Origin of the sequence: Bradyrhizobium sp. 132 (assembly GCF_023074185.1) — a bacterium.
Classification (GTDB): domain Bacteria; phylum Pseudomonadota; class Alphaproteobacteria; order Rhizobiales; family Xanthobacteraceae; genus Bradyrhizobium.
Genome location: NZ_JADPKY010000178.1, coordinates 100,597 through 121,525 on the forward strand (window position 1 = coordinate 100,597; position 20,929 = coordinate 121,525).

Annotated in this window: 16 protein-coding genes, 1 tRNA gene, 1 pseudogene and 1 other annotated feature; of the genes and pseudogenes, 8 read left to right on the forward strand and 10 right to left on the reverse strand. The window is 64.3% G+C overall.

Translation table 11 applies throughout. The features are described 5' to 3' along the window. Positions 1-173 precede the first annotated feature (173 nt). Positions 174-1,358 carry a cystathionine beta-lyase gene (gene metC, locus IVA74_RS39685; protein WP_247353459.1) on the forward strand — a complete coding sequence of 395 codons (1,185 nt, stop codon included), beginning with the start codon at positions 174-176 and terminating at the stop codon, positions 1,356-1,358. A gap of 178 nt (positions 1,359-1,536) precedes the next feature. Then, a complete protein-coding gene (locus tag IVA74_RS39690; RefSeq protein WP_247353461.1) occupies positions 1,537-3,228 on the forward strand; it encodes a Na/Pi cotransporter family protein in 1,692 nt (563 codons plus the stop codon). Positions 3,229-3,238: 10 nt separating this feature from the next. Here IVA74_RS39690 and IVA74_RS39695 read toward each other — a convergent pair whose 3' ends face one another. The 6 genes from IVA74_RS39695 to IVA74_RS39720 form a co-directional block, all read right to left on the reverse strand. After that, the gene (locus IVA74_RS39695; protein ID WP_247353463.1) at positions 3,239-3,577 is read right to left on the reverse strand and encodes a lipid-A-disaccharide synthase N-terminal domain-containing protein; all 339 of its coding nucleotides are present in this window, start codon (positions 3,575-3,577) and stop codon (positions 3,239-3,241) included. Next, the gene (locus IVA74_RS39700) at positions 3,574-4,305 is read right to left on the reverse strand and encodes a glycosyltransferase family 2 protein (protein ID WP_247353465.1); all 732 of its coding nucleotides are present in this window, start codon (positions 4,303-4,305) and stop codon (positions 3,574-3,576) included. Before IVA74_RS39700 ends, IVA74_RS39695 begins: the two co-directional genes overlap by 4 nt. A 63-nt stretch (positions 4,306-4,368) precedes the next feature. Then, positions 4,369-5,214, reverse strand: a complete 846-nt coding sequence (locus IVA74_RS39705; protein WP_247353467.1) for a phosphatase PAP2 family protein — start codon at positions 5,212-5,214, stop codon at positions 4,369-4,371. 1 nt (position 5,215) lies between these two features. After that, a complete protein-coding gene (locus IVA74_RS39710; protein ID WP_247353469.1) occupies positions 5,216-6,958 on the reverse strand; it encodes a glycosyltransferase family 39 protein in 1,743 nt (580 codons plus the stop codon). Between the two features lie 50 nt (positions 6,959-7,008). Next, a complete protein-coding gene (gene pbpC / locus IVA74_RS39715; RefSeq protein WP_247353489.1) occupies positions 7,009-9,117 on the reverse strand; it encodes a penicillin-binding protein 1C in 2,109 nt (702 codons plus the stop codon). Between the two features lie 35 nt (positions 9,118-9,152). Beyond that, positions 9,153-14,357: an alpha-2-macroglobulin gene (locus tag IVA74_RS39720; protein ID WP_247353471.1), complete on the reverse strand. Its 5,205-nt coding sequence runs from the start codon at positions 14,355-14,357 to the stop codon at positions 9,153-9,155. Positions 14,358-14,760: 403 nt separating this feature from the next. On the opposite strand from IVA74_RS39720, the gene IVA74_RS39725 reads away from it, so the two are divergent. Together IVA74_RS39725 and IVA74_RS39730 are read left to right on the forward strand one after the other, a co-directional pair. Then, positions 14,761-14,837 (forward strand) — tRNA-Arg (locus IVA74_RS39725). A 402-nt stretch (positions 14,838-15,239) separates the two neighbouring features. Beyond that, positions 15,240-15,959: a hypothetical protein gene (locus tag IVA74_RS39730; RefSeq protein WP_247353473.1), complete on the forward strand. Its 720-nt coding sequence runs from the start codon at positions 15,240-15,242 to the stop codon at positions 15,957-15,959. On the opposite strand, the gene IVA74_RS39735 is transcribed toward IVA74_RS39730, so the two are convergent. Together IVA74_RS39735 and IVA74_RS39740 are read right to left on the reverse strand one after the other, a co-directional pair. Next, positions 15,917-16,177 carry an XRE family transcriptional regulator gene (locus IVA74_RS39735; protein ID WP_247353475.1) on the reverse strand — a complete coding sequence of 87 codons (261 nt, stop codon included), beginning with the start codon at positions 16,175-16,177 and terminating at the stop codon, positions 15,917-15,919. The genes IVA74_RS39730 and IVA74_RS39735 overlap by 43 nt on opposite strands. Before the next feature lie 237 nt (positions 16,178-16,414). Next, positions 16,415-16,729, reverse strand: coding sequence for a hypothetical protein (locus IVA74_RS39740; RefSeq protein WP_247353477.1), 315 nt, complete (start codon positions 16,727-16,729; stop codon positions 16,415-16,417). An 88-nt stretch (positions 16,730-16,817) separates the two neighbouring features. On the opposite strand from IVA74_RS39740, the gene IVA74_RS39745 reads away from it, so the two are divergent. The 4 genes from IVA74_RS39745 to IVA74_RS39760 all read left to right on the forward strand — a co-directional run bounded on the left by IVA74_RS39745 (position 16,818) and on the right by IVA74_RS39760 (position 18,300). Further along, on the forward strand, positions 16,818-17,210 hold the full coding sequence (locus tag IVA74_RS39745) for a hypothetical protein (RefSeq protein ID WP_247353478.1): 393 nt from the start codon (positions 16,818-16,820) through the stop codon (positions 17,208-17,210). Beyond that, entirely contained in the window at positions 17,207-17,497 is a 291-nt protein-coding gene (locus tag IVA74_RS39750) for a hypothetical protein (protein WP_247353480.1), read from the forward strand. The genes IVA74_RS39745 and IVA74_RS39750 overlap by 4 nt, the downstream gene beginning before the upstream one ends. 9 nt (positions 17,498-17,506) lie before the next feature. Further along, the gene (locus tag IVA74_RS39755; RefSeq protein ID WP_247353482.1) at positions 17,507-17,755 is read left to right on the forward strand and encodes a hypothetical protein; all 249 of its coding nucleotides are present in this window, start codon (positions 17,507-17,509) and stop codon (positions 17,753-17,755) included. Between the two features lie 80 nt (positions 17,756-17,835). Then, positions 17,836-18,300 carry a hypothetical protein gene (locus tag IVA74_RS39760; protein ID WP_247353484.1) on the forward strand — a complete coding sequence of 155 codons (465 nt, stop codon included), beginning with the start codon at positions 17,836-17,838 and terminating at the stop codon, positions 18,298-18,300. 1,150 nt (positions 18,301-19,450) lie between these two features. Here the strand turns inward: IVA74_RS39760 and IVA74_RS39765 are convergent. Both IVA74_RS39765 and IVA74_RS41340 read right to left on the reverse strand, forming a co-directional pair. After that, positions 19,451-20,682, reverse strand: a protein-coding gene (locus tag IVA74_RS39765) for an IS3 family transposase (RefSeq protein WP_247353486.1) whose coding sequence is annotated in 2 segments (ribosomal slippage) — positions 19,451-20,391 and positions 20,391-20,682 — 1,233 coding nt in all. Because the reading frame shifts where the segments join, the coding sequence is not laid out codon by codon here. Further along, positions 20,282-20,398: a sequence feature (AL1L pseudoknot), on the reverse strand. (Overlaps the previous gene by 117 nt.) A 75-nt stretch (positions 20,683-20,757) precedes the next feature. Further along, positions 20,758-20,835, reverse strand: a pseudogene (locus tag IVA74_RS41340) (IS3 family transposase); the annotation flags it as partial. Between the last annotated feature and the right edge of the window lie 94 nt (positions 20,836-20,929).

Below are 20,929 nucleotides of genomic sequence, written 5' to 3' on the forward strand. Positions count from 1 at the left end.
CAGGCCCCTCAACATGCAGCGACTGAATAGCACGTACGCATCTCAGAACGACTGGCGAGCCGGGTCAAGGGGTTGACGGGACTCTTCTGTGTTCTGTTATTAACGAGGGCGGCCCCCGGCCGTCCCGTCAGGCGCCGAGCGCCGAGCGGAAACGCGGTTTTGAAAGCAGACGCATGGATTCCTCGCACCCCTCCGAACAACACGCCGAGACCCGGCTGGTCACCTCCGGCCGCGACACCAAGGCGCAGAAGGGGTTCGTCAACCCGCCGGTCTTCCACGGCTCGACCGTGCTCTATCCGACCGCCGAGGACCTGCATGCTCATCGCGGCGAGTTCCAGTACGGCCGGCACGGCACGCCGACCACCCGAGCGTTCCAGGAGACCCTGATGGCGCTGGAGGGGCCGCAATGCGCCGGGGTCGGCATCGTGCCGTCCGGGCTGTCGGCGATCTCCACCACCCTGCTCTCGGTGCTGAAGGCCGGCGACCACATTCTGGTCTGCGACAACGTCTATCGGCCCTCGCGCAATTTCTGCAACGGCATGCTCACCCGCTTCGGCATCGAGACCACCTACTTCGATCCGATGATCGGCGCCGGCATCGACAAGCTGTTCAAGCCCAACACAAGCGCGGTGCTGGTCGAGGCGCCCGGCTCGCAATCGTTCGAGATGCCGGACATCCGTGCCATCGCAGAGGTCGCACATGCCCGCGGCGCGCTCGTCATCGACGATAACACCTGGGCGACGCCGCTCTATCACCGCTCGCTCGAGCAGGGCGTCGACATCAGCATGCAGGCCGCCACCAAATATATCGGCGGCCATTCCGACATCATGTTCGGCACCATCTCGGCCAATGCCAAGGCCTGGCCGCAGATCGCCGAAGGCATCCGCCTGCTCGGCGTCTGCGCCGGTCCCGATGACGTCTTCCTGGCGCTGCGCGGCCTGCGCACGCTGTCGGTGCGCCTGGCGCAGCATCATCGCTCCGGGCTCGACATGGCGCGCTGGCTTGCGAGCCGTCCCGAGGTCGCCCGCGTGCTGCATCCGGCGTTAGAGACCGATCCGGGCCATGCGATCTGGAAGCGCGATTTCACCGGCGCGTCTGGCCTGTTCAGCATCGTCTTGAAGCCGGCGCCGCAGAAGGCGGTCGACACCTTGCTCGACACGCTCAAGCTCTTCGGCATGGGCTTCTCCTGGGGCGGCTTCGAGAGCCTGGTGATTCCCTTCGATTGCGACACCTATCGCACCGCCACGAAATGGTCGCCGGGCGGCCCGACGCTGCGTCTGCACATCGGGCTCGAAAGCGTCGACGACCTCAAGGCCGATCTCGATCGCGGCTTCGCTGCCCTCAAGGCAGCAATGTGAGCCTGCTCACAAGGCATCGCGCCTCGGGACGCGGCAATCGCGCGCCGGCGGACGCGTCAACCCGCGCCGGGGGAACGTGCAGCCGACGCAAACGTTAACGCTGATGCGCCAACAAGGGGTTTGATCCGCTGGCGTTTGGCGTTAGCCTCACCGATCGACTCTAATCCGGACTCGGAGTATGGGAACGTTGGTTCTGCTCGATCTGATGGGCGGCGTTGCGCTGCTGCTGTGGGGCCTGCACATGGTCCACAGCGGGATTTTGCGCGCCTTCGGCCCCGACCTGCGGCGACTGCTGGGCAAGGCGCTCAGCAACCGCTTCAGCGCGTTTGCCGCCGGTCTCGGCCTCACCGCCCTGCTCCAGAGCAGCACGGCAACCGCGCTGATCACCAGCTCGTTTGCGGCCGAAGGCCTCGTGAGCGTCGCCGCCGCGCTCGCCATCATGCTGGGGGCCAATGTCGGTACGACGCTGATCGTGCAGGTGCTGTCGTTCAATATCGCGGCCGCCGCACCCGTCCTGTTCGTGTTCGGGCTCGTCGCCTTCCGCGCCGGCCCGCGGTCGAGGATCAAGGATATCGGCCGTGTCCTCATCGGCCTCGGACTGATGCTGCTGTCGCTGCACATCCTGCTCGACACGCTGGCGCCCGCGGAGAACGCGCCGGGTGTTCGTGCCATGATGTCGGCGATCACGGGCGATCCCGTGCTCTGCATCGTCATCGCCGCGCTCGTGACCTGGGCGGTACATTCGAGCGTCGCCAGCGTGCTGCTGATCATGTCGCTGGCGTATTCGCAGTTCATCACGCCCTATGCGGCGCTGGCCCTGGTGTTAGGGGCCAATCTTGGCAGCGCCATCAACCCCGTGTTCGAAGGCGCCAGGCGCGACGATGCCGCGAGCTACCGCCTGCCGGTCGGCAATCTCGTCAACCGCGTGATCGGGATTGCACTGGTACTGCCGTTCCTCGGCACGATCGCCGAGCACATGCATGCCTGGCAGCCGGATCTCGCCAAGATGACGGCGGCCTTCCACATCGCCTTCAACGTCGGCACAGCCGTCATCTTCATCGGCCTGCTCGATACCATGTCGCGTCTCCTGACCCGGCTGCTGCCCGATCGCGTCAAGGAAGACGATCCGGCCCGGCCGCGCTATCTCGACGAATCGGCACTGGAGACGCCGTCACTGGCGCTCGCCGACGCGGCGCGTGAGGCCTTGCGCATGGGCGATTTCGTCGAGGTGATGCTGCGCAAGGTGATGGCGGCGATGATGACCGGCGACCGCGCGCTGGTCGACCAGGTCTCTAAGTCGGACAATGTCGTCGACGGCCTCGACGAAGCCATCAAGCTCTACGTGACGAAATTGATGCGGGGCAGCCTCGACGAGAGCGAGGGCCGGCGCGCGATGGAGATCATCTCCTTCGCCATCAATCTGGAACATATCGGCGACATCATCGACAAGAGTCTGAGCGAACTCGCCACCAAGAAGATCAAGCGCCGCTTTCAGTTCTCGCCCGAGGGCGCCGAGGAGCTCGCCGCCTTCCACAAGCGCACGATGGACTCGCTGCGCATCGCCTTCGGCATCTTCATGTCGGGCGACGCCAACGAGGCGCGCAAGCTGCTGGTCGAGAAGACGGCGCTGCGCAACACCGAGCTTGCCGCAGTCGAGCGCCACCTCGACCGCCTGCGCGAGGGTCGCCCCGAGACCCTCGAGACCACGTCGCTGCATCTCGACGTGCTGCGCGATTTGCGCCGCATCCATTCGCACATCTGCTCGGTCGCCTATCCCGTGCTCGACGCGGCGGGCGAGCCTTATCGCAGGCACGAGGCGGATACCGCCGCCCTGCCCGCAGCAGGTGCGGCGTCGGCGCTTCCGCGTTAGTCGCCTCGGATCAGCGCTCCAGCGTCTGTGAGCCGCGGCCGCGGTTCTTGATGATCAGCATGATGTTGCGGATATAGATGATGGTCGCGAGCGCCTGGCCGAGGATGATGACCGGTTCGCGCTTGACGACGCCATAGACCAGCGTCATCAGCCCGCCGCCCATCGAGCAGAACCAGAACGCCATCGGCACGACGCTGTTGCCGGCGCGCTCGCTCGCGATCCACTGCACCAGGAAGCGCGCGGTGAAGAACAGCTGCGCGACGAGGCCGAACGCCAGCCAGAAATCGAACTTGGCGACGAAGACGTCATAGAGATAATTGTTCAACGCCTGACCGTACTGGATGATCATGCTTGCACCTCAGACACATCTGGCGTCGGCTTCTTGCGGCGGATCAGCCACCACACGCCCACGAGATCCATGATGCCGATCCACAGCCGGTCGAAGAAACCGTAATTGGACACGCCGGAATGGCGCGGCCGGTCGATCACGTCGACATAGGCGATCTCAAAACCCTCGCGGCGCACCAGCGCCGGCAGGAAGCGATGCAGCCCGTCGAAATAGGGCATCATCAGGAACACCTCGCGCCGGAACGCCTTCAATCCGCAGCCGGTGTCGCGCGTACCGTCCTTCAGGATCGCGTTGCGAACGCCGTTGGCGACGCGCGACTGGAATTTCTTGAAGCCGGTATCCTTGCGGCCGACGCGTTGTCCCGCGGCCAGTCCGACCTTGCTACCCTTCTCGACCGCCGCGATCAGGTCGGGCAGGAAAGCCGGATTGTTCTGGCCGTCGCCGTCGAGCGTCGCCACGATGGCGCCGCGCGCGGCGCGCACGCCGCTGCGCACTGCCGCCGATTGACCGCCCGATTTGGCATGACGAAGCTGCCGCAGATTGTCCCGCCGCTGCATGATGGCAGCGAGCCGGTCGCCGGTCGTATCCGTCGAGCCGTCATTGACGTAGATGATCTCATAGGCCCAGCGGCCATCGAGCGCCGTGCCGATCTCCGCGATCAGCGGTGCGATATTGTCGGCTTCGTTGCGCACGGGGACGACGATGGAAACCGAAGGCTGGGACGACAAATCGAAGCTCGTGGTTGGAATGGGCTTGGCTCGGGAACCGGCGCTCCCGGCAGGCAGCCGCTTTTATGGGGCGGATGCCCCGTGGGCAACCCTTTTGAGGTGGCCCGAGACCGCCCCTGCAAGCGGCACAATGGTGCCGTCGGAACGGATGGCAAAGCCGAGCCTGCGGGCCGCGAACCAGTAGCGCACCGCCATGGCGCCGACCATGCCGACCAGGGCGCCGGCCACCACGTCACTCGGGTGATGCGCGAGCAGCACCAGCCGCGTCAGCAGGATCACGATTGCGTAAGTGAACATGAACACGCGCAGGCGCGGCCACAGCGCCGAGACCGCAAACGCCAGCGCGAACGCCGTCACCGCATGACTCGACGGCAGGCTGGCATAGGCCCCCGTCCCCTCGAACGGGATGAAATTGAACGGATTGGCCTTGCCGCCGACGAACGGACGTCCGCGACCGATGAGATATTTCAGAATCTCGGCGACGAATACGGACAGGGCAACAGAGAGAAACATGAACTGCAGCCGCGTGCCGAGGCCGAGCAGTAACGTGCGGCGGGTACCGTGCCATCCCGCTGCAACCAGCGCCAGGACCACCAGCGCCCCCCCGAGCACCGAGAGCACATACTCGTCCTTGCCGAAATCGGTGAGGATGCGGATCGGCCACAGGCCGGGCGCGCCACGCGCCGGCATCAGCTGGATCTCGGTCTGATCGAACGCGAGCATCAGCACGATGACCAGGGCTGCGCCGGCCGCGCTGAGCCATAGCGAATGCCGCGCCAGCTTTCGTGCGGCCTCGGCGCGGCGCGAATGCGAGGGCGTACGCACGAGTTGCGCCAGGGCGCGCCCCGACGCCGCGAGCAATTGCGCGGGATAGCTCGGGCGCGGCGCGATGTCGGTTGGTGCCGGCATCCTACTCGGTGCCTTCCGAGCGGAAGATCGAGATCGAGATCGCGCGCCCTTGCGAGAAATTATAGCCGTCGATGCGCGTGCCAACCTTGTAACGCAGCCCGATCGCCTCGGCGCGCTGCACGAAGCCGCGCTCAGAACGTTGCTCGACTAGCGCGAAACGGCAGCTCCCCTGCCGCAGGAAATCCGCCGCGCCTGAACCGTCGGTGAGCAGCGTCTGCGTGCCGGTCAGGAAGACGAGGCTCGGCTCGTGATAGCCGGCCGCGGCCGCCTTCGGCCCGACGCAGGTGACGTTGCGAAGTGCGCGTGCGACCTCGATGCTCGGAAACACCGGCGTCAGCGACGGCAGCACGATGCCGTAGACCACGACCGCCAGCATCAGGGCTGCGACCAGCGCGTTGAGCAGCGAGCGTTCGGCGTGGTTGTTGTCGTGAAGCCACCAGGCGAACAGGCCGAAGATCAGCGAGGCCGCGATGAACGGCCAGGCCACGAAGGCCGGCTGGCGCGTCAGCATCACCGCGCCGACAACGGCGATGATCGAGCCGGCCACCGGAATCGCGAACCACCAGGCCGAGCCGCGCATCAACCAGGACCACGACAGCACGCGCCGCTCCAGCGCACCGGCGGTGAGGATCGCGATCGCAGGGTACAGCGGCAGCACGTAATGCGGCAGCTTGGTCAGCACCGCCTCGAACACGATCCAGGACGGGACCAGCCAGGCCAGCAGGAATTGCGCGCCGGGCTCGCGCCGCGCGCGCCAGACTGCGGGCGCCGCCATCGCCGCCAGCGGCGCTCCGGGCCAGAACGTGATCCAGAACAGCACCAGATACAGTCCCGGCGGCGCGCCGTGGGATTCCTGGGCGCCTAACTTGCTCAGCATGTCGCCACCGACGGAATCGGCAAAGAAGGCATCGCCCGCGCGCCAGAAGATCGCGACGAACCAGGGCAGCACCAGCACCAGCATCCACATCAGGCCCCAGAGCGGACGCAGCTTCCACAGCCAGGAGGCATCGCGGTCCTGGATCGCGAGCGCGACGATGGTCAGGCCGGCGAACATCAGGATCAACGGCCCCTTGATCAGGATGCCGACGGCGAGCGCGGTCCAGAAGATCGCGGGCCAGCTCCAGGGCGGATGCGTCTCGTCCTCGGCGCGCTGCCACGACAGATAGGCCCGTGCCGTCGCGCCCATGGCGGCGACCACGCAGAACAGCAGCATCGCGTCGGTTTTCGCGAGCCGTGCCTCGACGCCGAGCAGCACGGAGGCACTCATCAGGAGCGCGGCAAGCACCGCGGCGCGCCGCGTGACGAAGCCGAGCGCCGTCCAGTAGGTCATGAGCACGGCGCCGATCGCGCCGATCAGCGAGGGGAGCCGATAGACCCAGATGCGCAATTCGGCCCGCGGCAGGCCGAGCGCCGATGCCGTCTCGACCGCGGCCGATTGCAGCCAGTAGATGCCGGCCGGCTTCTTGTAGCGGACGTCTTCCTGGAAGCGGATGTCGATATAATCGCCGCTCTCGACCATCTGCTTGGTCGCTTGCGCAAAGCGCGCCTCGTCCCGGTCAACCGGTGGAATCGTGAAGAAGCCCGGCAGGAACAGCAGCAACGCGCAAACCAAAAGGAAGCCGACCGCACGGGCGTGGCTGGCTGTGGCGATGTCGAACATGGACACGAGCCGGCTACCCGGATTCACCGGGGATTTCGGCTCGCGGGGAGCTCCAAAACGGGGTGTTGGGTAGGTCTCGGCCATTGGTTCCGCTTACGCTGAAACCGTCATTGCCACAACCGCTTGAGGCAGGGTCATTGAATTCGAATGACGACTGTGTCCGCGGCGCCCGTGGCGTCGATGACGGTCAGCCGCGCAAAGCCCGGACCGGGCGGATCGATCAGCCGCTGGCGCCGTCCGTCGATCTCGCCCAGCGCCGTTCCGTTAACCATCACGGTCATGGGCAGGACGCCGCCCGCGACCTTGACCGGCATGGCTGCGCCGCCCTCGCCACCCGAGCGATCGACATCGATCCGCGAGCCGTTCAGCGGGAACTGGATGTGCAGAGCCTGTTCGCCCCCAGCCCGTACCAGATCACCGACCGGGCGGAACCGCCGCAACGGCAACGGCAGCTTCGCGTTGTTGGCGACCAGGGTTCCCTTCGGTGGCTTCGGCAACGGGACCAGCGTCTTGCCGGCCCGGGCGAAGGCGTCGAACAGGATCGGCGCGGCAGCAACCCTGCCGATCAGGCCCGGCACCGGCGCGCCGTCGGGCCGTCCCACCCAGACGCCGATGGTCATGCGGCCGTCGAAGCCCATCGACCAGGCGTCGCGGTAGCCGTAGGAGGTGCCGGTCTTGAAGGCGATGCGGTTGTGCGCCGCGTTCTCCGGTGGCGGGGTGCCGAGCAGCACATTGCCCACCTGCCAGGCTGCGACCTGATCGAGCAGCCGCAGCGGCTCGCGGTCGTCCCTATCAGTCATGACCTCGCGCAGCGGCTTGGTGGTGCCGAGCCGGGCGAAGCCTGCATAAAGCTGGGCGAGGTCCTGCAGCGTCACACCGACACCGCCAAGGCCCATGGCAAGTCCCGGCGCCTCGTCCTTGGGCAGCACCAGATTGCCGCCGGCCTGGCGCAGCCGCGATGCCAGCCGGCTCGCGCCGACGCGGTCGAGCAGGACGATCGCGGGCACGTTCAGCGACATCTGCAGCGCCTTCTTCACCGGCACTGTGCCCTGGAACGTCATGTCGAAATTTTCCGGCGCGTAGGAGCCGAAGCGCACGGGCCGATCGTCGATCAGACTGTCGGGATGAACAAAACCGTCCTCGAAGGCGAGCCCATAGATGAACGGTTTCAGCGTCGAGCCCGGCGAGCGGATGGCACGGGTCATGTCGACCTGCCCTGCCCGGCGCTCGTCGAAATAATCCGCCGAGCCGACGCGGGCGAGCACGTCACCGCTCTCGTTATCGACCACGATAATGCCGACCGAGATGTTCGGCCCCAGCGCAATGGCGCGGTCGCGCGCCAGCGACTCCAGCACCTTTTGGAGGTTGGCATCGAGCGTCAGCTTGATGACGGGCGTGTCCTTGACCGTCGCAAGCGCCGCATCGGAGGCGTGCGGCGCCAGGATCGGCATCGGCTTGCGCAGCTTTGGCACGGGAACGGCCTTGGCCTGCGTCGCGTCGTCGAGGCTGATCTGATGCTCCTCGACCATACGGTCAAGCACGCGGTCACGCGCTTTGCGCGCCGCATCGGGATAGCGATCGAGCCTGCGGGTCTCCGGCGATTGCGGCAGCGCGACCAGCAGCGCGGCCTCAGCCAGCGACAGCCGCTTCGGCTCCTTGCCGAGATAGGCGATCGAGGCGGCGCGAATGCCTTCGAGGTTGCCGCCGTAAGGCGCGAGCGCGAGATAGAGATCGAGGATCTGCTCCTTGCTCAAGCTCCGCTCGATCTCGATCGCACGAACCATCTGCCGCAGCTTTGCGTAGAGCGAGCGCTGCCGCCGCGGCTCCATCAGCCGTGCGAGCTGCATCGAGATGGTCGATCCACCCGAGACGATGTGGCCGCGCGTGGCGAGTTGTAATGCGGCCCGCCCGAGCGCCAGCGGGTCGATGCCGTCATGGGCGTAAAAACGCTGGTCCTCATAGGCAAGCAGCAGCTTTAGATAAGTCGGATCGACGTTCGCCTTCGTCTCGACCGGCAGCCGCCAGCGCCCGTCCGCCATCGCATAGGCGCGCAGCAGCTTGCCGTTGCGGTCGACGATGGTGGTGGAGACCTGGCGGGCTTCGTCGAAAGGTAGCGGGCCGAGGGAGTAGACCCACGCGACGAAGCCGACGACGGCGAGGATGAGCGTGAGCGCGAGGCCGGAGAGGAGGCGATGGCCCCTGCCCCTTGCTCCGTCATGGCCGGGCTTATCCCGGCCATCCAAATGGTCTCTCACCACATCGCTCATCTCGCCATCACTCACTTCGCCGCCCGCACCTCGACGGTGCCCGTCCCGGTGCGACCGTAGCGCGAGGGATTGTACATGTCCTCGACATAGGCCTGCGGCAGCACGTATTTGCCGGGCGAGACCACACGCACGACATAAGCCACCGTGAAGACCGCCTTGGAATCCGAGGCCCGGTCGACGGCCGCCGTGAAGCGGTCGTCGCGGAACTCGGTATCCTCCGGCTCCTGGCCGTCCTCGATCCAGCCCAGCGTGCCGCTGTCGCCCGACGACACCAGTTTTGGATTGTCGATCTCGAGACCGGCCGGCAGATAGTCGGACACCATGATGTGGCCGTACTCGGGCTTCGCCTCGGTGATCTTCAGCACAACAGCGAAGCGGTCGTTCTGCTTGACCTTGCTGATATCGGCCGGCTTGCCGTCGAGCGTGAAGAAGTTGCGTTCGATCTTGAAGCCGTTCGATGCCGCAGGCTCGGGCATCACCGGCGAGCCCGACACCGAGATCACGGCCTGCACCGGCGCGTCACCGGTGTTGGTAATCTTCAACGGCTTGCCTTCCAGTGTCGTGGCCTTGTAGCTGCGATAGAGCGCGGTCTTGACCGGCTGGCCGTTGACCTCCATCGACAGGTTCTCCTTGGCGAGCGCGCGCGCCGCCAGCACCAGCCACGCATTCTCCTGCGTGGAGGTGTAGGGCGTCAGCCCGCGCGCACTCTCGACTCGCGTCACCGCCTGCGTCAGCGTCGCCTTCGGCGCGTTGCCTTCGCTGGCAAGCGACACCAGCGCTGCTGCATCGCGGAGCTGCGAGCCGTAATCGGTGCGGCCGAATTCCAGCACGGGCTTGGGCGCAAGGCTGTCGAGGGCTGCGCCATAGACCCGTTCTGCGCGGTTGCGGTCGCCGACCAGCGCGAGCGCGGCCGCGAGCTGCGACTTCGCGATTGGAGTCGCGAGGTTGGAGAGCTTGGTGTCGGCGAGATAGCGGAGATCGCCGATCGGCGCTGCACCGTTGCGCGCGAGCACGTAGAGACCGTAAGCGAGGTCGCGGCCGCCATCCTTCTCCGGCTCGTTGCCGTTGACGACCGAATTGCGAATGCGGTCGAGTGCGGTCTTGAACAGGACATCCGGCACCACAAAGCCCTTTTCGCGGGCCCGGGTCAGGAAGTCGGTCACGTAGGCATCGAGCCAGGCGTCGTCGCCGCCGGCCGACCACAGGCCGAACGAACCGTTCGAGCCCTGGCGCGCGAGCAGCCGTTCGATAGCGTCGCGGATGCGCTGGTCGACCTCGGTGTCCATGGCCAGATGCGCGCCCGCCGCGAGCTCGTTGACATAGAGCAGCGGCATGGCGCGGCTGGTGATCTGCTCCGAGCAGCCATAGGGATAGCGGTCGAGCGCTTTGAGGATCGTCGCCGCATCGAGCGCGGTCGACAGGCTCGCCGAGACCGAGACGCTGCCGGTGCCCGGCACGAGATCGGCGAACATGTCCGAGGTCAGCGTCAGGCTCTCGCCCTTCGCCAGCGTCCGGATCGAGCGCCGCGCCAGCACCTGGGTCGCCGCCTTGACGTCGAGCGCATAGTGGCGCGCCAGCGCCAGGCCATTCGGTCCCTTGATGTCGACGTCGAGCGTCGCCTGCCCCGCCGCGGTCGCGTCGACAGCGAGCGTGAACGAATTGCGCTGCTTGGCGGCGAGCTTCACCGTGGTTGCGGGATTGCCGGTCGTCTTCACCGGGCCGCCCGTCTTGACGTCGATGACGTAGTCGCCGGCCTGCCCTTCGACATTGTCGATCTCGAGATTGACCGTGCCGTGGTCGCCGTTGAGCAGGAAGCGCGGCAGGGTCGTGGTCAGCACGACAGGGTCGCGGATCACGATGTCGATGTTGGCGCGGCCCAGCTTGGTCGCGGTCCACGCCACCGCCATCACGCGCGCGGTGCCGGCGAACTCCGGAATGTCGAAGCTCACTTCCGCTGTGCCGTCGGCGGCAACGGTGACGATGCCCGAATAGAGCGCGAGCGGCTTTTGCGCGGGCGGCGAGCCCTGGAGCTCGGCGGAACCGGCGTCGCCGCCGGACTTGATCTGTCCGCGCGTGCCCGACATGCCGTCGATGAGTTGCCCATAGAGATCGCGGATCTCTGCGCTCAGGCGGCGCTGGCCGAGATAATAATCGTCCGGCGCCGGTGACTTGTAATTGGTGAGATTGAGGATGCCGACATCGACCGCGGCGATGACGATCTTGGCGTCCTCACCCGGATTGAGCCCGTCGAGCTTGACCGGGATCTTCAGCATGGCATTCGGCCGGATCAGCGCCGGCGGCGTCAGCTTCACCTGGAGTGTGCGGGTCTGCTTGTCGATGCCGAACCATTTCAGGCCGATCGCGCGACCCGGCATGCGCTGCGCGGCCGCATCGAGCGGACGGCGCAGCGTCGCCACCACATAGGCGCCGGTGCCCCAGTCCTTGCCGACCGGGACCTTCACCTGCGCGGTGCCCTCCTTGACGTCGATGGTCTGCGTCGTCAGCAGGCGATCGCCGAGCACGTTGACGGTCAGCTTGCCGGCGCTGCGGACGTTGACCGACACGGTCATGGTGTCGCCCGAAGCGTATTGCGGCTTGTCGATCGAGGTTTCCAGCAGGTCCGGCGTGTCGGCGCTGCCGTCGGAATACCAGCCGACGTCGAACTGCACCGAGGTCACCGGGCCGTCGGCGTCGTTCGACTTCACATCCAACCGGTAGCGGCCTGGCTGCGGCGTCAGCGAAATCCGCGACGGCTTGTCGGCGGCAACGGTGACGTCACCGTCAGCGACGCGCGAGGTCGACTTGACCGGCTCGTATTCCCAATAATTGGTCTGGCGATACCATTGGTAGCGCGACTCCATCTTCAGGAGCTCGTAGCGCAGGCCGTCGCGGCGAAGCCTCTCGCCCTCGGGCGAGACGAACACGACTTCGAACTCCGCCTTGTCGCCCTCCGCGACGTTCTTGTCGCCAAACAGCGGCTTGATGCCGATCATGGCGGCCACGGGTGCGACCGGCAGCACGATCTTACGCTCGACGGCGCGGCCGCCGGTCTCGACCATGCGGACGAAGATCTGCGCTTCCTGGGGACGCGTCGAGGCCGGCTGCTTGTCGAGCGTGACCGGGAAGGTTGCAACGCCGTTGGCGTCGGCCTCGGGCAGGTTCTCCAGCGGCGTGCGCTCGTTCGAGGTGGTCTCTTCGTCGGCGACGCCGAACTGGTAGCCGGCAAAGCCCGGACGTTCCGATGCGGGCGCGACCAGCATGTCGCCTTCGAGCGCCAGACCCGAGGCCGGCGCGCCATAGAGGAAATGACCGTCCGCCTTAAGCTCCACTGGAGCGTTAGCTTTGATCAGCTTGTCCTTGGCAGACAAATCGAATTCGATCCTGTCGGGAACGTAGTCTTCGACCATGAAGGTGGTCTCGCCGACCGAGGAGCCCTTCGGGTCGGTGAAGGCGCGCACCCGCCAGGTCCCGGTCGGCACGGCCGAATTGAGCGGCACGGCCAGCGTGCGGCCGCCGGCGCCCTGGTCGGACACCACAGCGCGGCGGAATTCGACGCCATCAGGGCGCTCGATCACCAGGGTCATCGGCCCGCCGGTGACCGCATTGCCCTGCCCGTCGCGGAGCAGAGCGGTGAGATAGACGGTCTCGCTGGAGCGGTAGACGCCGCGCTCTGCATAGACGAAGGCGTCGGCGCCCGCAGGCACCGCGCGGCCCGAAACGCCGCGGTCGGACAGGTCGAAGGCGGAGGTCTTCAGGCTGAGAAAGGCATAGTCGGCCTTCTCGCCCGTGACCGTCAGCATCGCCGGCGACAGGCCGCCCTCGCCGCGCGCAAGCCCGGCCTCAAACAGCACATGGCCGCTGTCGTCGGTCTTGCGCGTCGCCAAAATCTCGTTGTTGCGCGCGACCAACCGCACCTCGGCTTTGCCGACCGGGTCGGTGGACGCCAGCGAATTCACGAACACGTGGATGCCGTCATTGCCGGAATAGGCTGCGACGCCGAGGTCGGAAACGATGAACCATTGGGTTGCGAGTTGGTAGTCGTCGTCCGAGCCCGGCCCCTTGGCCGCGGCCGTCATCACGTAGACGCCGGGCTGGAGTTCGCCGAGCGCCTGATCGACCGGGAACGCGGTGGTGACGTCCTGGTTCAGCGTCATCGCGGTCGCGAGCTCGCCGGTCCAGACTTTGACGCCGCGCTCACCGCCGAGGTCGCTGAGCTGATACTTGGACAGCGTCTTCTGGAAGTCGGTGTCCACCACCGTGTTGATCAGATTGCGGTCGCCGATCCGGAACACGTTGATATTGACCGCGGGCGTGTTGACGCTGACCACGGGAATGCCGCGCTGGCCGGTCCTCGGCAGCACATAGGCGCGGCTGTTGAAGCGCACGAACGGTTTGCGGTCGCGCACATAGACGTTGAACTCGGCCGATTTCGGCAGGCCCTCCTTCACGGTGGACGGCAGGCCGGCGCGCAGATTGATGTTGTAGCGTTCGCCGTGCTTCAGCCCGTCGACGCAGAGCTGCTTGCCCTCGGCCGACAGTGCCGGCTTGTCCTGGCCCGCCAGCGCGAGGTACGGCGCAAAATCGGTTCGCTTCGCCAGTTCCTCCGAGAACTGGAAGCAGGCGCGCGGGCTCGCCGAGTCCGAGTCCACGGTGTAGTCGAGCAGCCGAAAACCGTGCTCGTCGCGCATCTTCTCATACTGGCCGCGGACGTCGGCGACCTCGCGCATGTCGAGCGACAGCCGCAGCGCATCCAACGACGGCCGCCATAGTTTTCGTTCGGACAGCGACTTGCCGAGCACGGCGAGCGCGTCGGCCTCCTCGCCCGGATTACCGGTGCGCTGATAGGCGATGTAGGCGGCGGTCGAGGCGCGCTCCAGCAGGAAGGTCTGCTCGCTCGAGCTCTTCGGCGTGATCTGGAAGATGACTTTTGCCAGGCGCAGCCAGTTGCCGGCATCCTCCGGCGCGGTCGCCGCGATCTGGCCGAGCACCAACAGGCCGGTGCGATAGTCGTTGCGCCGGAAGGCAGCATCGGCGTCGGTGCGCAAGCTCGCGCCGGTCTTGGCGACCGGCCCCGCCTCGCCCTTGATCTGCGCCTCCAGCTTGATCGCGGAATCGGCGAGATCGTCGCGCTTGAAGGCCTTGTCGGCGGCCTGCGCTACGCTAAGGCCGAACGCCAGCGTGGCGCAGAGTGTGACGGCGCGAACAAGACCGATCATGGATGGACTCCCGGAAATCGCGGACGAACGCCGCTTGTCGCATGAAATGCGCGGAAAGGTGACGGACTCAAGGCGATGGAACCAAAGGTGCAAATCGTCGTATTCGCCATGACTAGGCAAGCCCAGAGGAGACTGATCGAGATACCGCCGCGCACGCCGTCCTGATGGCGCAGCAATACCGGACCAGTCGACCGGCGGCCGTGTCCCGGAAGCTAGTCAGCGTTCCCGGCGATGTGATCCATCGTCCAGTCCGCTGCCGCTCAACCCGGCACCCTGACACCCCACCGTTCCGCTTTGTCGCGGCTTCGAGGAAAACGGTTCGGTTCAGGCTTGGCTAAAGACGATATTTTTCATAATGGCATGATAGATGAACAGCTGGCCCCAAACCAGGGCGGCTCAAAACGGTCCCGTAGCTCAACTGGATAGAGCATCAGATTTCTACTCTGAGGGTTGCAGGTTCGATTCCTGCCGGGATCGCCAGTCGGCTTTTGCTACCAGTGACTTCAATGATTTGCGGGCACTTTTGCCTAACTGCCTAGGTGGGTTAGGCAATTTGATATCGAATCCTGCTTGCAGCTTCGTCATTGCCGTCGCGGCCAAACCCTTGCGCTCAGCGGCGCGGCAATAGCGCTCGATTTCGCGGATATCGGTGTGGCCTGTGATGGACATGATTTCGAGGGCTGTGCAGCCAGCCTCTGCAAGACGACGGCACGCAGCTTTGCGGACTCCATGCGGTGACGACTTCGGAGGCAGGTCAGCGTCAGCCGCAGCTTCGCTAATCCACGCGGAAAACGCTTTCTCGCTTCGAGCGCGGCCGTACATGGTTGCGATGAAGGCCGGACCGTCCTTCGGGCACTCGGCAATGTAGCGGGCCAAGTCGGCGTGCACCGGGATGCAAAGCTCAACGTGGCCTTGGCTCTTCTTGGTGGTGATAACGAAGCCGTCCTTCGTCAGGTGCTTCCAGCCAAGCCGCACGGCATCGGAGCGGCGCAGGCCGGTGTGAAGCAATACCTCGAAGGCAAGCCGCAGCGGCGTACCAACATGACGCTTGCGGAATGCGGTGATGTCCCCCTCCGTCCATGTTCTGTGGCCCGTGGTCTTAAGCTTCACGCGCTTGGCGACAACAACCGGGTTATCGCTGCGCATCCCGGCCGACACCGCGTAATCCATAACGGCCTTCAGACGCTTCCGGAAATTGCTCGCGGCAGACGGCCTGTCGGCCATCTCGTCGATGAGGTTGTTGACGTGCCTGGCCTGAATGCCAGCAATCGGCCCCTCGCCGTGCTTGTCGACGAAACGATTCAGGACGTTGCGATAAATGGTTTGCGTGCTCTCGGCCAGCGCCTTGAATTCGGCGCTCCCGTAGTAGCCCCGCACAGCAGCAGCAATCGTGCCGGCCTTGATACGCCGCACCTCCGGCGTTGGCTCGTCGGCGCTCATAGCAGCGCGATAGGCCGTCCAGAATTCCGGGGTGTAAAGAGGCGCAGGCAAGGCAACTTGCGACCTGCCCGGCCGACGCAGATAGACGCGCGGCTGCCCGTGCCTGTCCAGATACTCGTTTACGTATTTGGGTTTCCGCTGCCGCATTGCTTATCCCAATAGTCGTCGTTTTCGTTCCCGACCGAAACACCATCGAACAAGCGGTCGAGGTCGCTGCGGTCCCATAACACTACGCCGAGCATCTGCCTCGGCGCCGGAATGTTGCCAGCCTTGCGCTGGGTATCGAAATAGCTGGGAGAGATCCCGAGGTACCGCGCCGCATCGGCACGGCGTAAGCCGCGCGGCTGTACGCGGCTGTTGTCATTGGCTGGAACGGGCAAGAGCGAGTCCCTGAATAGTAGATTGCTCTGCTTACCTCGCCGGCTGAGGCCCGACGCACGAGTCATTTTATTTATACACGGTCGCTTTAGAACAAATGCGGCACAAACCGACGCTGCAACCGATTTGTAACTCTTTGTTACTTGCGCTTGAGAAAGCGGATGGCCCGCCCCTTTCACGAGCGGGCTTGGCGTGGGCTTGATGGGGTGGCGCTGAGCTGCCGGGCCGCCGATTGGTATCTATTCCGCCGCCTCGGCCAACTCGCTCTCCGCCCATGCCGAGTGCACCGGCAGCGCCAGCAAGTCAGCAGCGAAGCTGTCCCGCACGCGCACCAGCCAGCCGGACGTCGGATCGTGCGGCAGCCCGCCGACTAAGCAGGCCACCTTGTCCGAGAATTCGAGCCAAGTCGTCGCCTCGGCTTCGGCAAGCTGGCCGAGCACGTCATTGGCGGTGTCGTCCAGCATCTCAACGACGCGCTGTGGCAGTGCGCCGTGCATGAGTGTAACGATGCGGCGGTGTTGGCGGGTCAGTTTGGATATAGTGGTGTCAGCCATGGCGCAGAAGATCCTTTCGCGCTGGGGTCAGGGCCGAAAGCGAGGCAGCCACCTTGCTCCGGCCTGTCTTTTCTGATATCAGGTAAGAATGGCAAAGTCAACAGTTTCTAATATCAGAAAAAAACGCCCCCTAGGAAGGCCGCGCGTCGACGCTGTACCTGTGATGGTGCGGATGCCGCCAAACGAGATGCAGGGGGTCGACCGCTGGATTGAAGGGCGGCCTGCACCAAAGCCATCACGTCCCGAGGCAATCCGCCGGCTGGTTGAGATCGGCCTAGGTAAGTCCCTATCAAACCCTGCGATGGCGTCGACCGGAAAAGTCTCCGCCGAGCGCGCCAAAGAGCCTGCTGGAAAGACGATTGACCGAATCGGCGATCCTGCCGCTTCGGCCGAGGAAAACGCCACTCGGAAGCGGCGGTTGATCAAGGGGCCTTCGGAGTTCCGGGAGCAACGTGTCGACCGCGGCAAGGGAAAGGCATGATCGAGGACAAGATTTCATTGTCCGTATTTACAATCGAGGTCGATCGAAAGCCGGTCATTGCTTTCTCAGCTCGAAAATATTCGGATGCTGAGACGATCTGTGCCGACCGAAGAATCCGCGACAAGCTCAGTTCGACTTGGTCGGCCGGCAAACCTCTTTGTGACGAACTCGCAACCTTGGGCGTGCGACTGTCCAATGCCGACGAAAAGAAGCTTTACCGAGAGCAGACCGCGGCGAGATCGGCAGATGCTGGCCTACCGGTATATTTGGTCGAGATAGATGGATAGCCAAAACTGATGTCTGACCAAGAAACCCGCGCAGCTACGATGCCAAAGCCCGAAGCAACCCTCAAACAGCTGTTGCGTCGCGCAGCCAAGCGCACCCGACCAAGCCAGGTCTTTTCTGTAGTTCCTCATACCCGCGAGACAGATGCGAACCGGGAGTTTGCGCCAGATCGCGACGGAGACGCCATCGTATGGTTCCTGATCGCGCTCCCAGTATTCATGGTCGCCCACGCACTCTGCGTGAAGATGGGTGCCATCTGACGCAAGTCGCGTCGACTAGGCCAATCGTATCAAGCACCTCCCCTTGCCCTCGACCTACGGTTCGATTTGATGGAAACCCCATGACTGATCTACGCCCCTACGCACGACCGCTTAAGCCCCCGCTCACGGCAGGCGCGCGATTCATCAGAGGCTTCAAACGCGTCGGCATTGTACTCGGCGTCATCGTGTTGGTCGGTGGCTTCGCGATCACAATTCCGATCGCCATAGGCCAGCAAAACAGTGCACAGGGTCGCTACGAGCAGGCCGTCTGCATGAATGATAGAGTGCGGAACAACTGGCCGATCAAGATGAAAAGCTATGATCAGACGAAGATCGATTTTGATGCGACCGGCTGCCCGTCAGGCCCGTTGTATTATGAAGACCTTCCTACGGTCCTCTTCTATGCGAAAGAGAAGCCGGCGCCGTTGCAATATGCGATTGAGCCATTCACAATTGGTGCCGTAGCGTCGATCGTCTCCGCAGCGGCTCTGTTCTATGGGTTTTGGCTAGTCGGCTGGCTCTGCGCCGGCTTTACTCGCGACTGACAGGTCGAACGAGCACCTCCACAAAGCGCTGGATTGCGCAGCGGAAGGCGGCTCCTGAGTCGCGGCGGTAAAGAGATCGGTGCTTGGTATCCCCAACTAAAGATTGTTGCGATCCGGTGCACTGCAGCTTGCGCTCGCCCGGCGGTTGCGCTTGGATGGTTTGTCGGGTCGGGGAATCTTCATGCGCTATTTAGGAAGTGCGGCGCTTTGCGCCGTGCTGGGCGGCTGTGTTACGCAAAACGATCCGGCCCCGTCCGTCGCATATCAGCGCACTATTTCTGCCGACGTCGCCACTAAAGCCGTCTTGGCGAACAGGTCCACGATGTGGAAAGATCCCTACTCAATCAGAGATGCAAAAGTCGGCGGACCAGTGACGTGCCCCACACAAAACGGTCTATTCCCCACAGCGACATCGTGCGTCTGCATTGAGGCGAACGCCAAAAATTCATACGGTGGCTACACCGGAATCCGAAGGACCATTGCCGTCTTCTCATCCACCAGCGGCGCCTTCATCAATACCTCAGACGGCGGGATTGTGGGCTTCGAGGAGATTTGCCAGGCCATGCAGCCATTTCCGCAGCTTAATGGCGACTATGTTGAGCCTAAGCCCTCGTCGAAGCTAGCTAAGCAACCGGCTACTTAGCTGTTTTGGCGTCGCCAACCTGAAATGGAGTGAAAGCGATGCATTGTGCAGTCTGTGGGAAACCTGCTGAGCCGCTGCCGAAAACTCATGACGGCGATGGTTTCCACTGTGCTACTTGCGGGGACTACGTGGTCTCTGGGACCGTCATCACCTCCAGATGGCTGGAGGGGCGGTCACCCACCGAGTTGCTGAAGGCGCTAGAGAACGCGAAGCGGCAGGCTCAACCGGGCAAGCTTCCAGTTATTACTACCTACTCGCTTTGAGCTAGGACCTCCTCCCGCGCGCCGGCCGCTGTACTTACGGCTCGTCGACGGATGCTGCAGCCTTGGGCGGCTCTGTCGTCTTGATCAGTTCTGCTGATCTGACGTCTCCATCCACTTCTTTGAACGCCAATTCCATCCAAATAGACTCTCTGCTGTCGAGTGCCTCTATAAGACGCTTCCTGTCGTCTTGCCCGAATTGAGCTGCTGAACCGCCCCGGGTTTGCCGGAGGCCATTTGGTTTAAGTTATGCCGCCATGGCCGGCTGTTCCAGCATGGCGTAGTAGCGTTGCTCGGCTTCGGCCGGCGGTATGTTGCCGATGGGCTCCAGGAGCCGCCGGTTGTTGAACCAGTCCACCCATTCCAGGGTCGCGAACTCGACGGCCTCGAAGCTGCGCCATGGTCCGCGCCGATGGATCACCTCGGCCTTGTAGAGACCGTTGATAGTTTCGGCGAGAGCGTTGTCATAGGAATCTCCGACGCTGCCGACAGAGGGTTCAACACCAGCTTCAGCCAGGCGCTCGCTGTATTTGATAGAGACGTATTGGCTGCCCCTATCGCTATGATGCACGAGCCCGCCGCGGCGGACCGGTCGGCGATCGTGCAGGGCCTGCTCCAGCGCATCGAGCACGAAGCTGGCGTGCGCCGTGCGGGAGGCTCGCCAGCCCACGATCCTGCGGGCATAGGCGTCGATGACGAAGGCGACGTAGACGAAGCCGGTCCAGGTCGCGACATAGGTGAAGTCGGAGAGCCAGAGGACGTTCGGCCTTGGTGCCTTGAACTGGCGATTGACCTGATCCAGCGGGCATTGCGCAGCCTTGTCGCTGATCGTGGTCTTGACGGGCTTGCCGCGGATGACCCCTTGTAGGCCCATGTCCCGCATCAGCCGCGCCACGGTACAACGGGCAACATCGAAGCCTTCACGCTTGAGCTGCCGCCAGACCTTGCGCACGCCGTAGACGGAGAAGTTTTGATCGAAGACGCGCCGAACCTCGATCTTCAGCGCGGCGTCCTGCCTGGCGCGCGCCGACAGCTTGGCGGGATCGCGCCGCTTCGCCACATGGGCGTGGTAGGTCGAGGGGGCGATCGGCAAGACCTTGCAGATCGGCTCGACCCCATGCGCCCCACGATGATCGTCGATGAAGGCGATCATGGCTTGGACCGGCGGTCGAGCTCCGCCATCGCAAAATAGGCGCTTGCCTTGCGCAGGATCTCGTTGGCCTGCCGAAGCTCGCGGTTCTCCCGTTCGAGCGCCTTCAGCTTCTCGGCCGTATCGGTCGGGACGCCGGTCCGCTGACCGCTATCGACCTCGGCCTTCTTGACCCAGTCATGCAGCGTCTGCGGCGTGCAGCCGATCTTGCCCGCGATTGACGTCACTGCCGCCCAGCGCGACGGGTGCTCGCTCGCGTGATCCAGAACCATCCGAACCGCTCGGGTCCGGACCTCGGGTGAAAACTTGTTCGTCGTCTTGCTCGTCATGGCTCCATCCTCTCAGGAGTTGGAGCCTCCGGCAAACCCGGGGCGGTTCATGCACCCGGTTCTGTTGACACCGGCTTAAGCTAATCCGACCTTCCGTTCGAACTCCATAGGGCTCAGATATCCGATCGTCGAATGCCTTCGCTTCGGATTGTACAACGAGGTTTGAGAACGCCCACAGGACCGTTCTTCGCGAGGTTCTTTATCGATATCATCCTTGGTTTGGCTGCCGAGTTTGCGTTCATGGGGC

Bases quoted from the DNA above. Each gene is read 5' to 3' on its own strand.
- metC (WP_247353459.1), top strand. From the start codon at position 174: ATGGATTCCTCGCACCCCTCCGAACAACACGCCGAGACCCGGCTGGTC.
- IVA74_RS39690 (WP_247353461.1), top strand. From the start codon at position 1,537: ATGGGAACGTTGGTTCTGCTCGATCTGATGGGCGGCGTTGCGCTGCTG.
- IVA74_RS39695 (WP_247353463.1), bottom strand. From the start codon at position 3,577: ATGATCATCCAGTACGGTCAGGCGTTGAACAATTATCTCTATGACGTC.
- IVA74_RS39705 (WP_247353467.1), bottom strand. From the start codon at position 5,214: ATGCCGGCACCAACCGACATCGCGCCGCGCCCGAGCTATCCCGCGCAA.
- IVA74_RS39710 (WP_247353469.1), bottom strand. From the start codon at position 6,958: ATGGCCGAGACCTACCCAACACCCCGTTTTGGAGCTCCCCGCGAGCCG.
- IVA74_RS39720 (WP_247353471.1), bottom strand. From the start codon at position 14,357: ATGATCGGTCTTGTTCGCGCCGTCACACTCTGCGCCACGCTGGCGTTC.
- IVA74_RS39740 (WP_247353477.1), bottom strand. From the start codon at position 16,729: ATGGCTGACACCACTATATCCAAACTGACCCGCCAACACCGCCGCATC.
- IVA74_RS39745 (WP_247353478.1), top strand. From the start codon at position 16,818: ATGGCAAAGTCAACAGTTTCTAATATCAGAAAAAAACGCCCCCTAGGA.
- IVA74_RS39750 (WP_247353480.1), top strand. From the start codon at position 17,207: ATGATCGAGGACAAGATTTCATTGTCCGTATTTACAATCGAGGTCGAT.
- IVA74_RS39755 (WP_247353482.1), top strand. From the start codon at position 17,507: ATGTCTGACCAAGAAACCCGCGCAGCTACGATGCCAAAGCCCGAAGCA.
- IVA74_RS39760 (WP_247353484.1), top strand. From the start codon at position 17,836: ATGACTGATCTACGCCCCTACGCACGACCGCTTAAGCCCCCGCTCACG.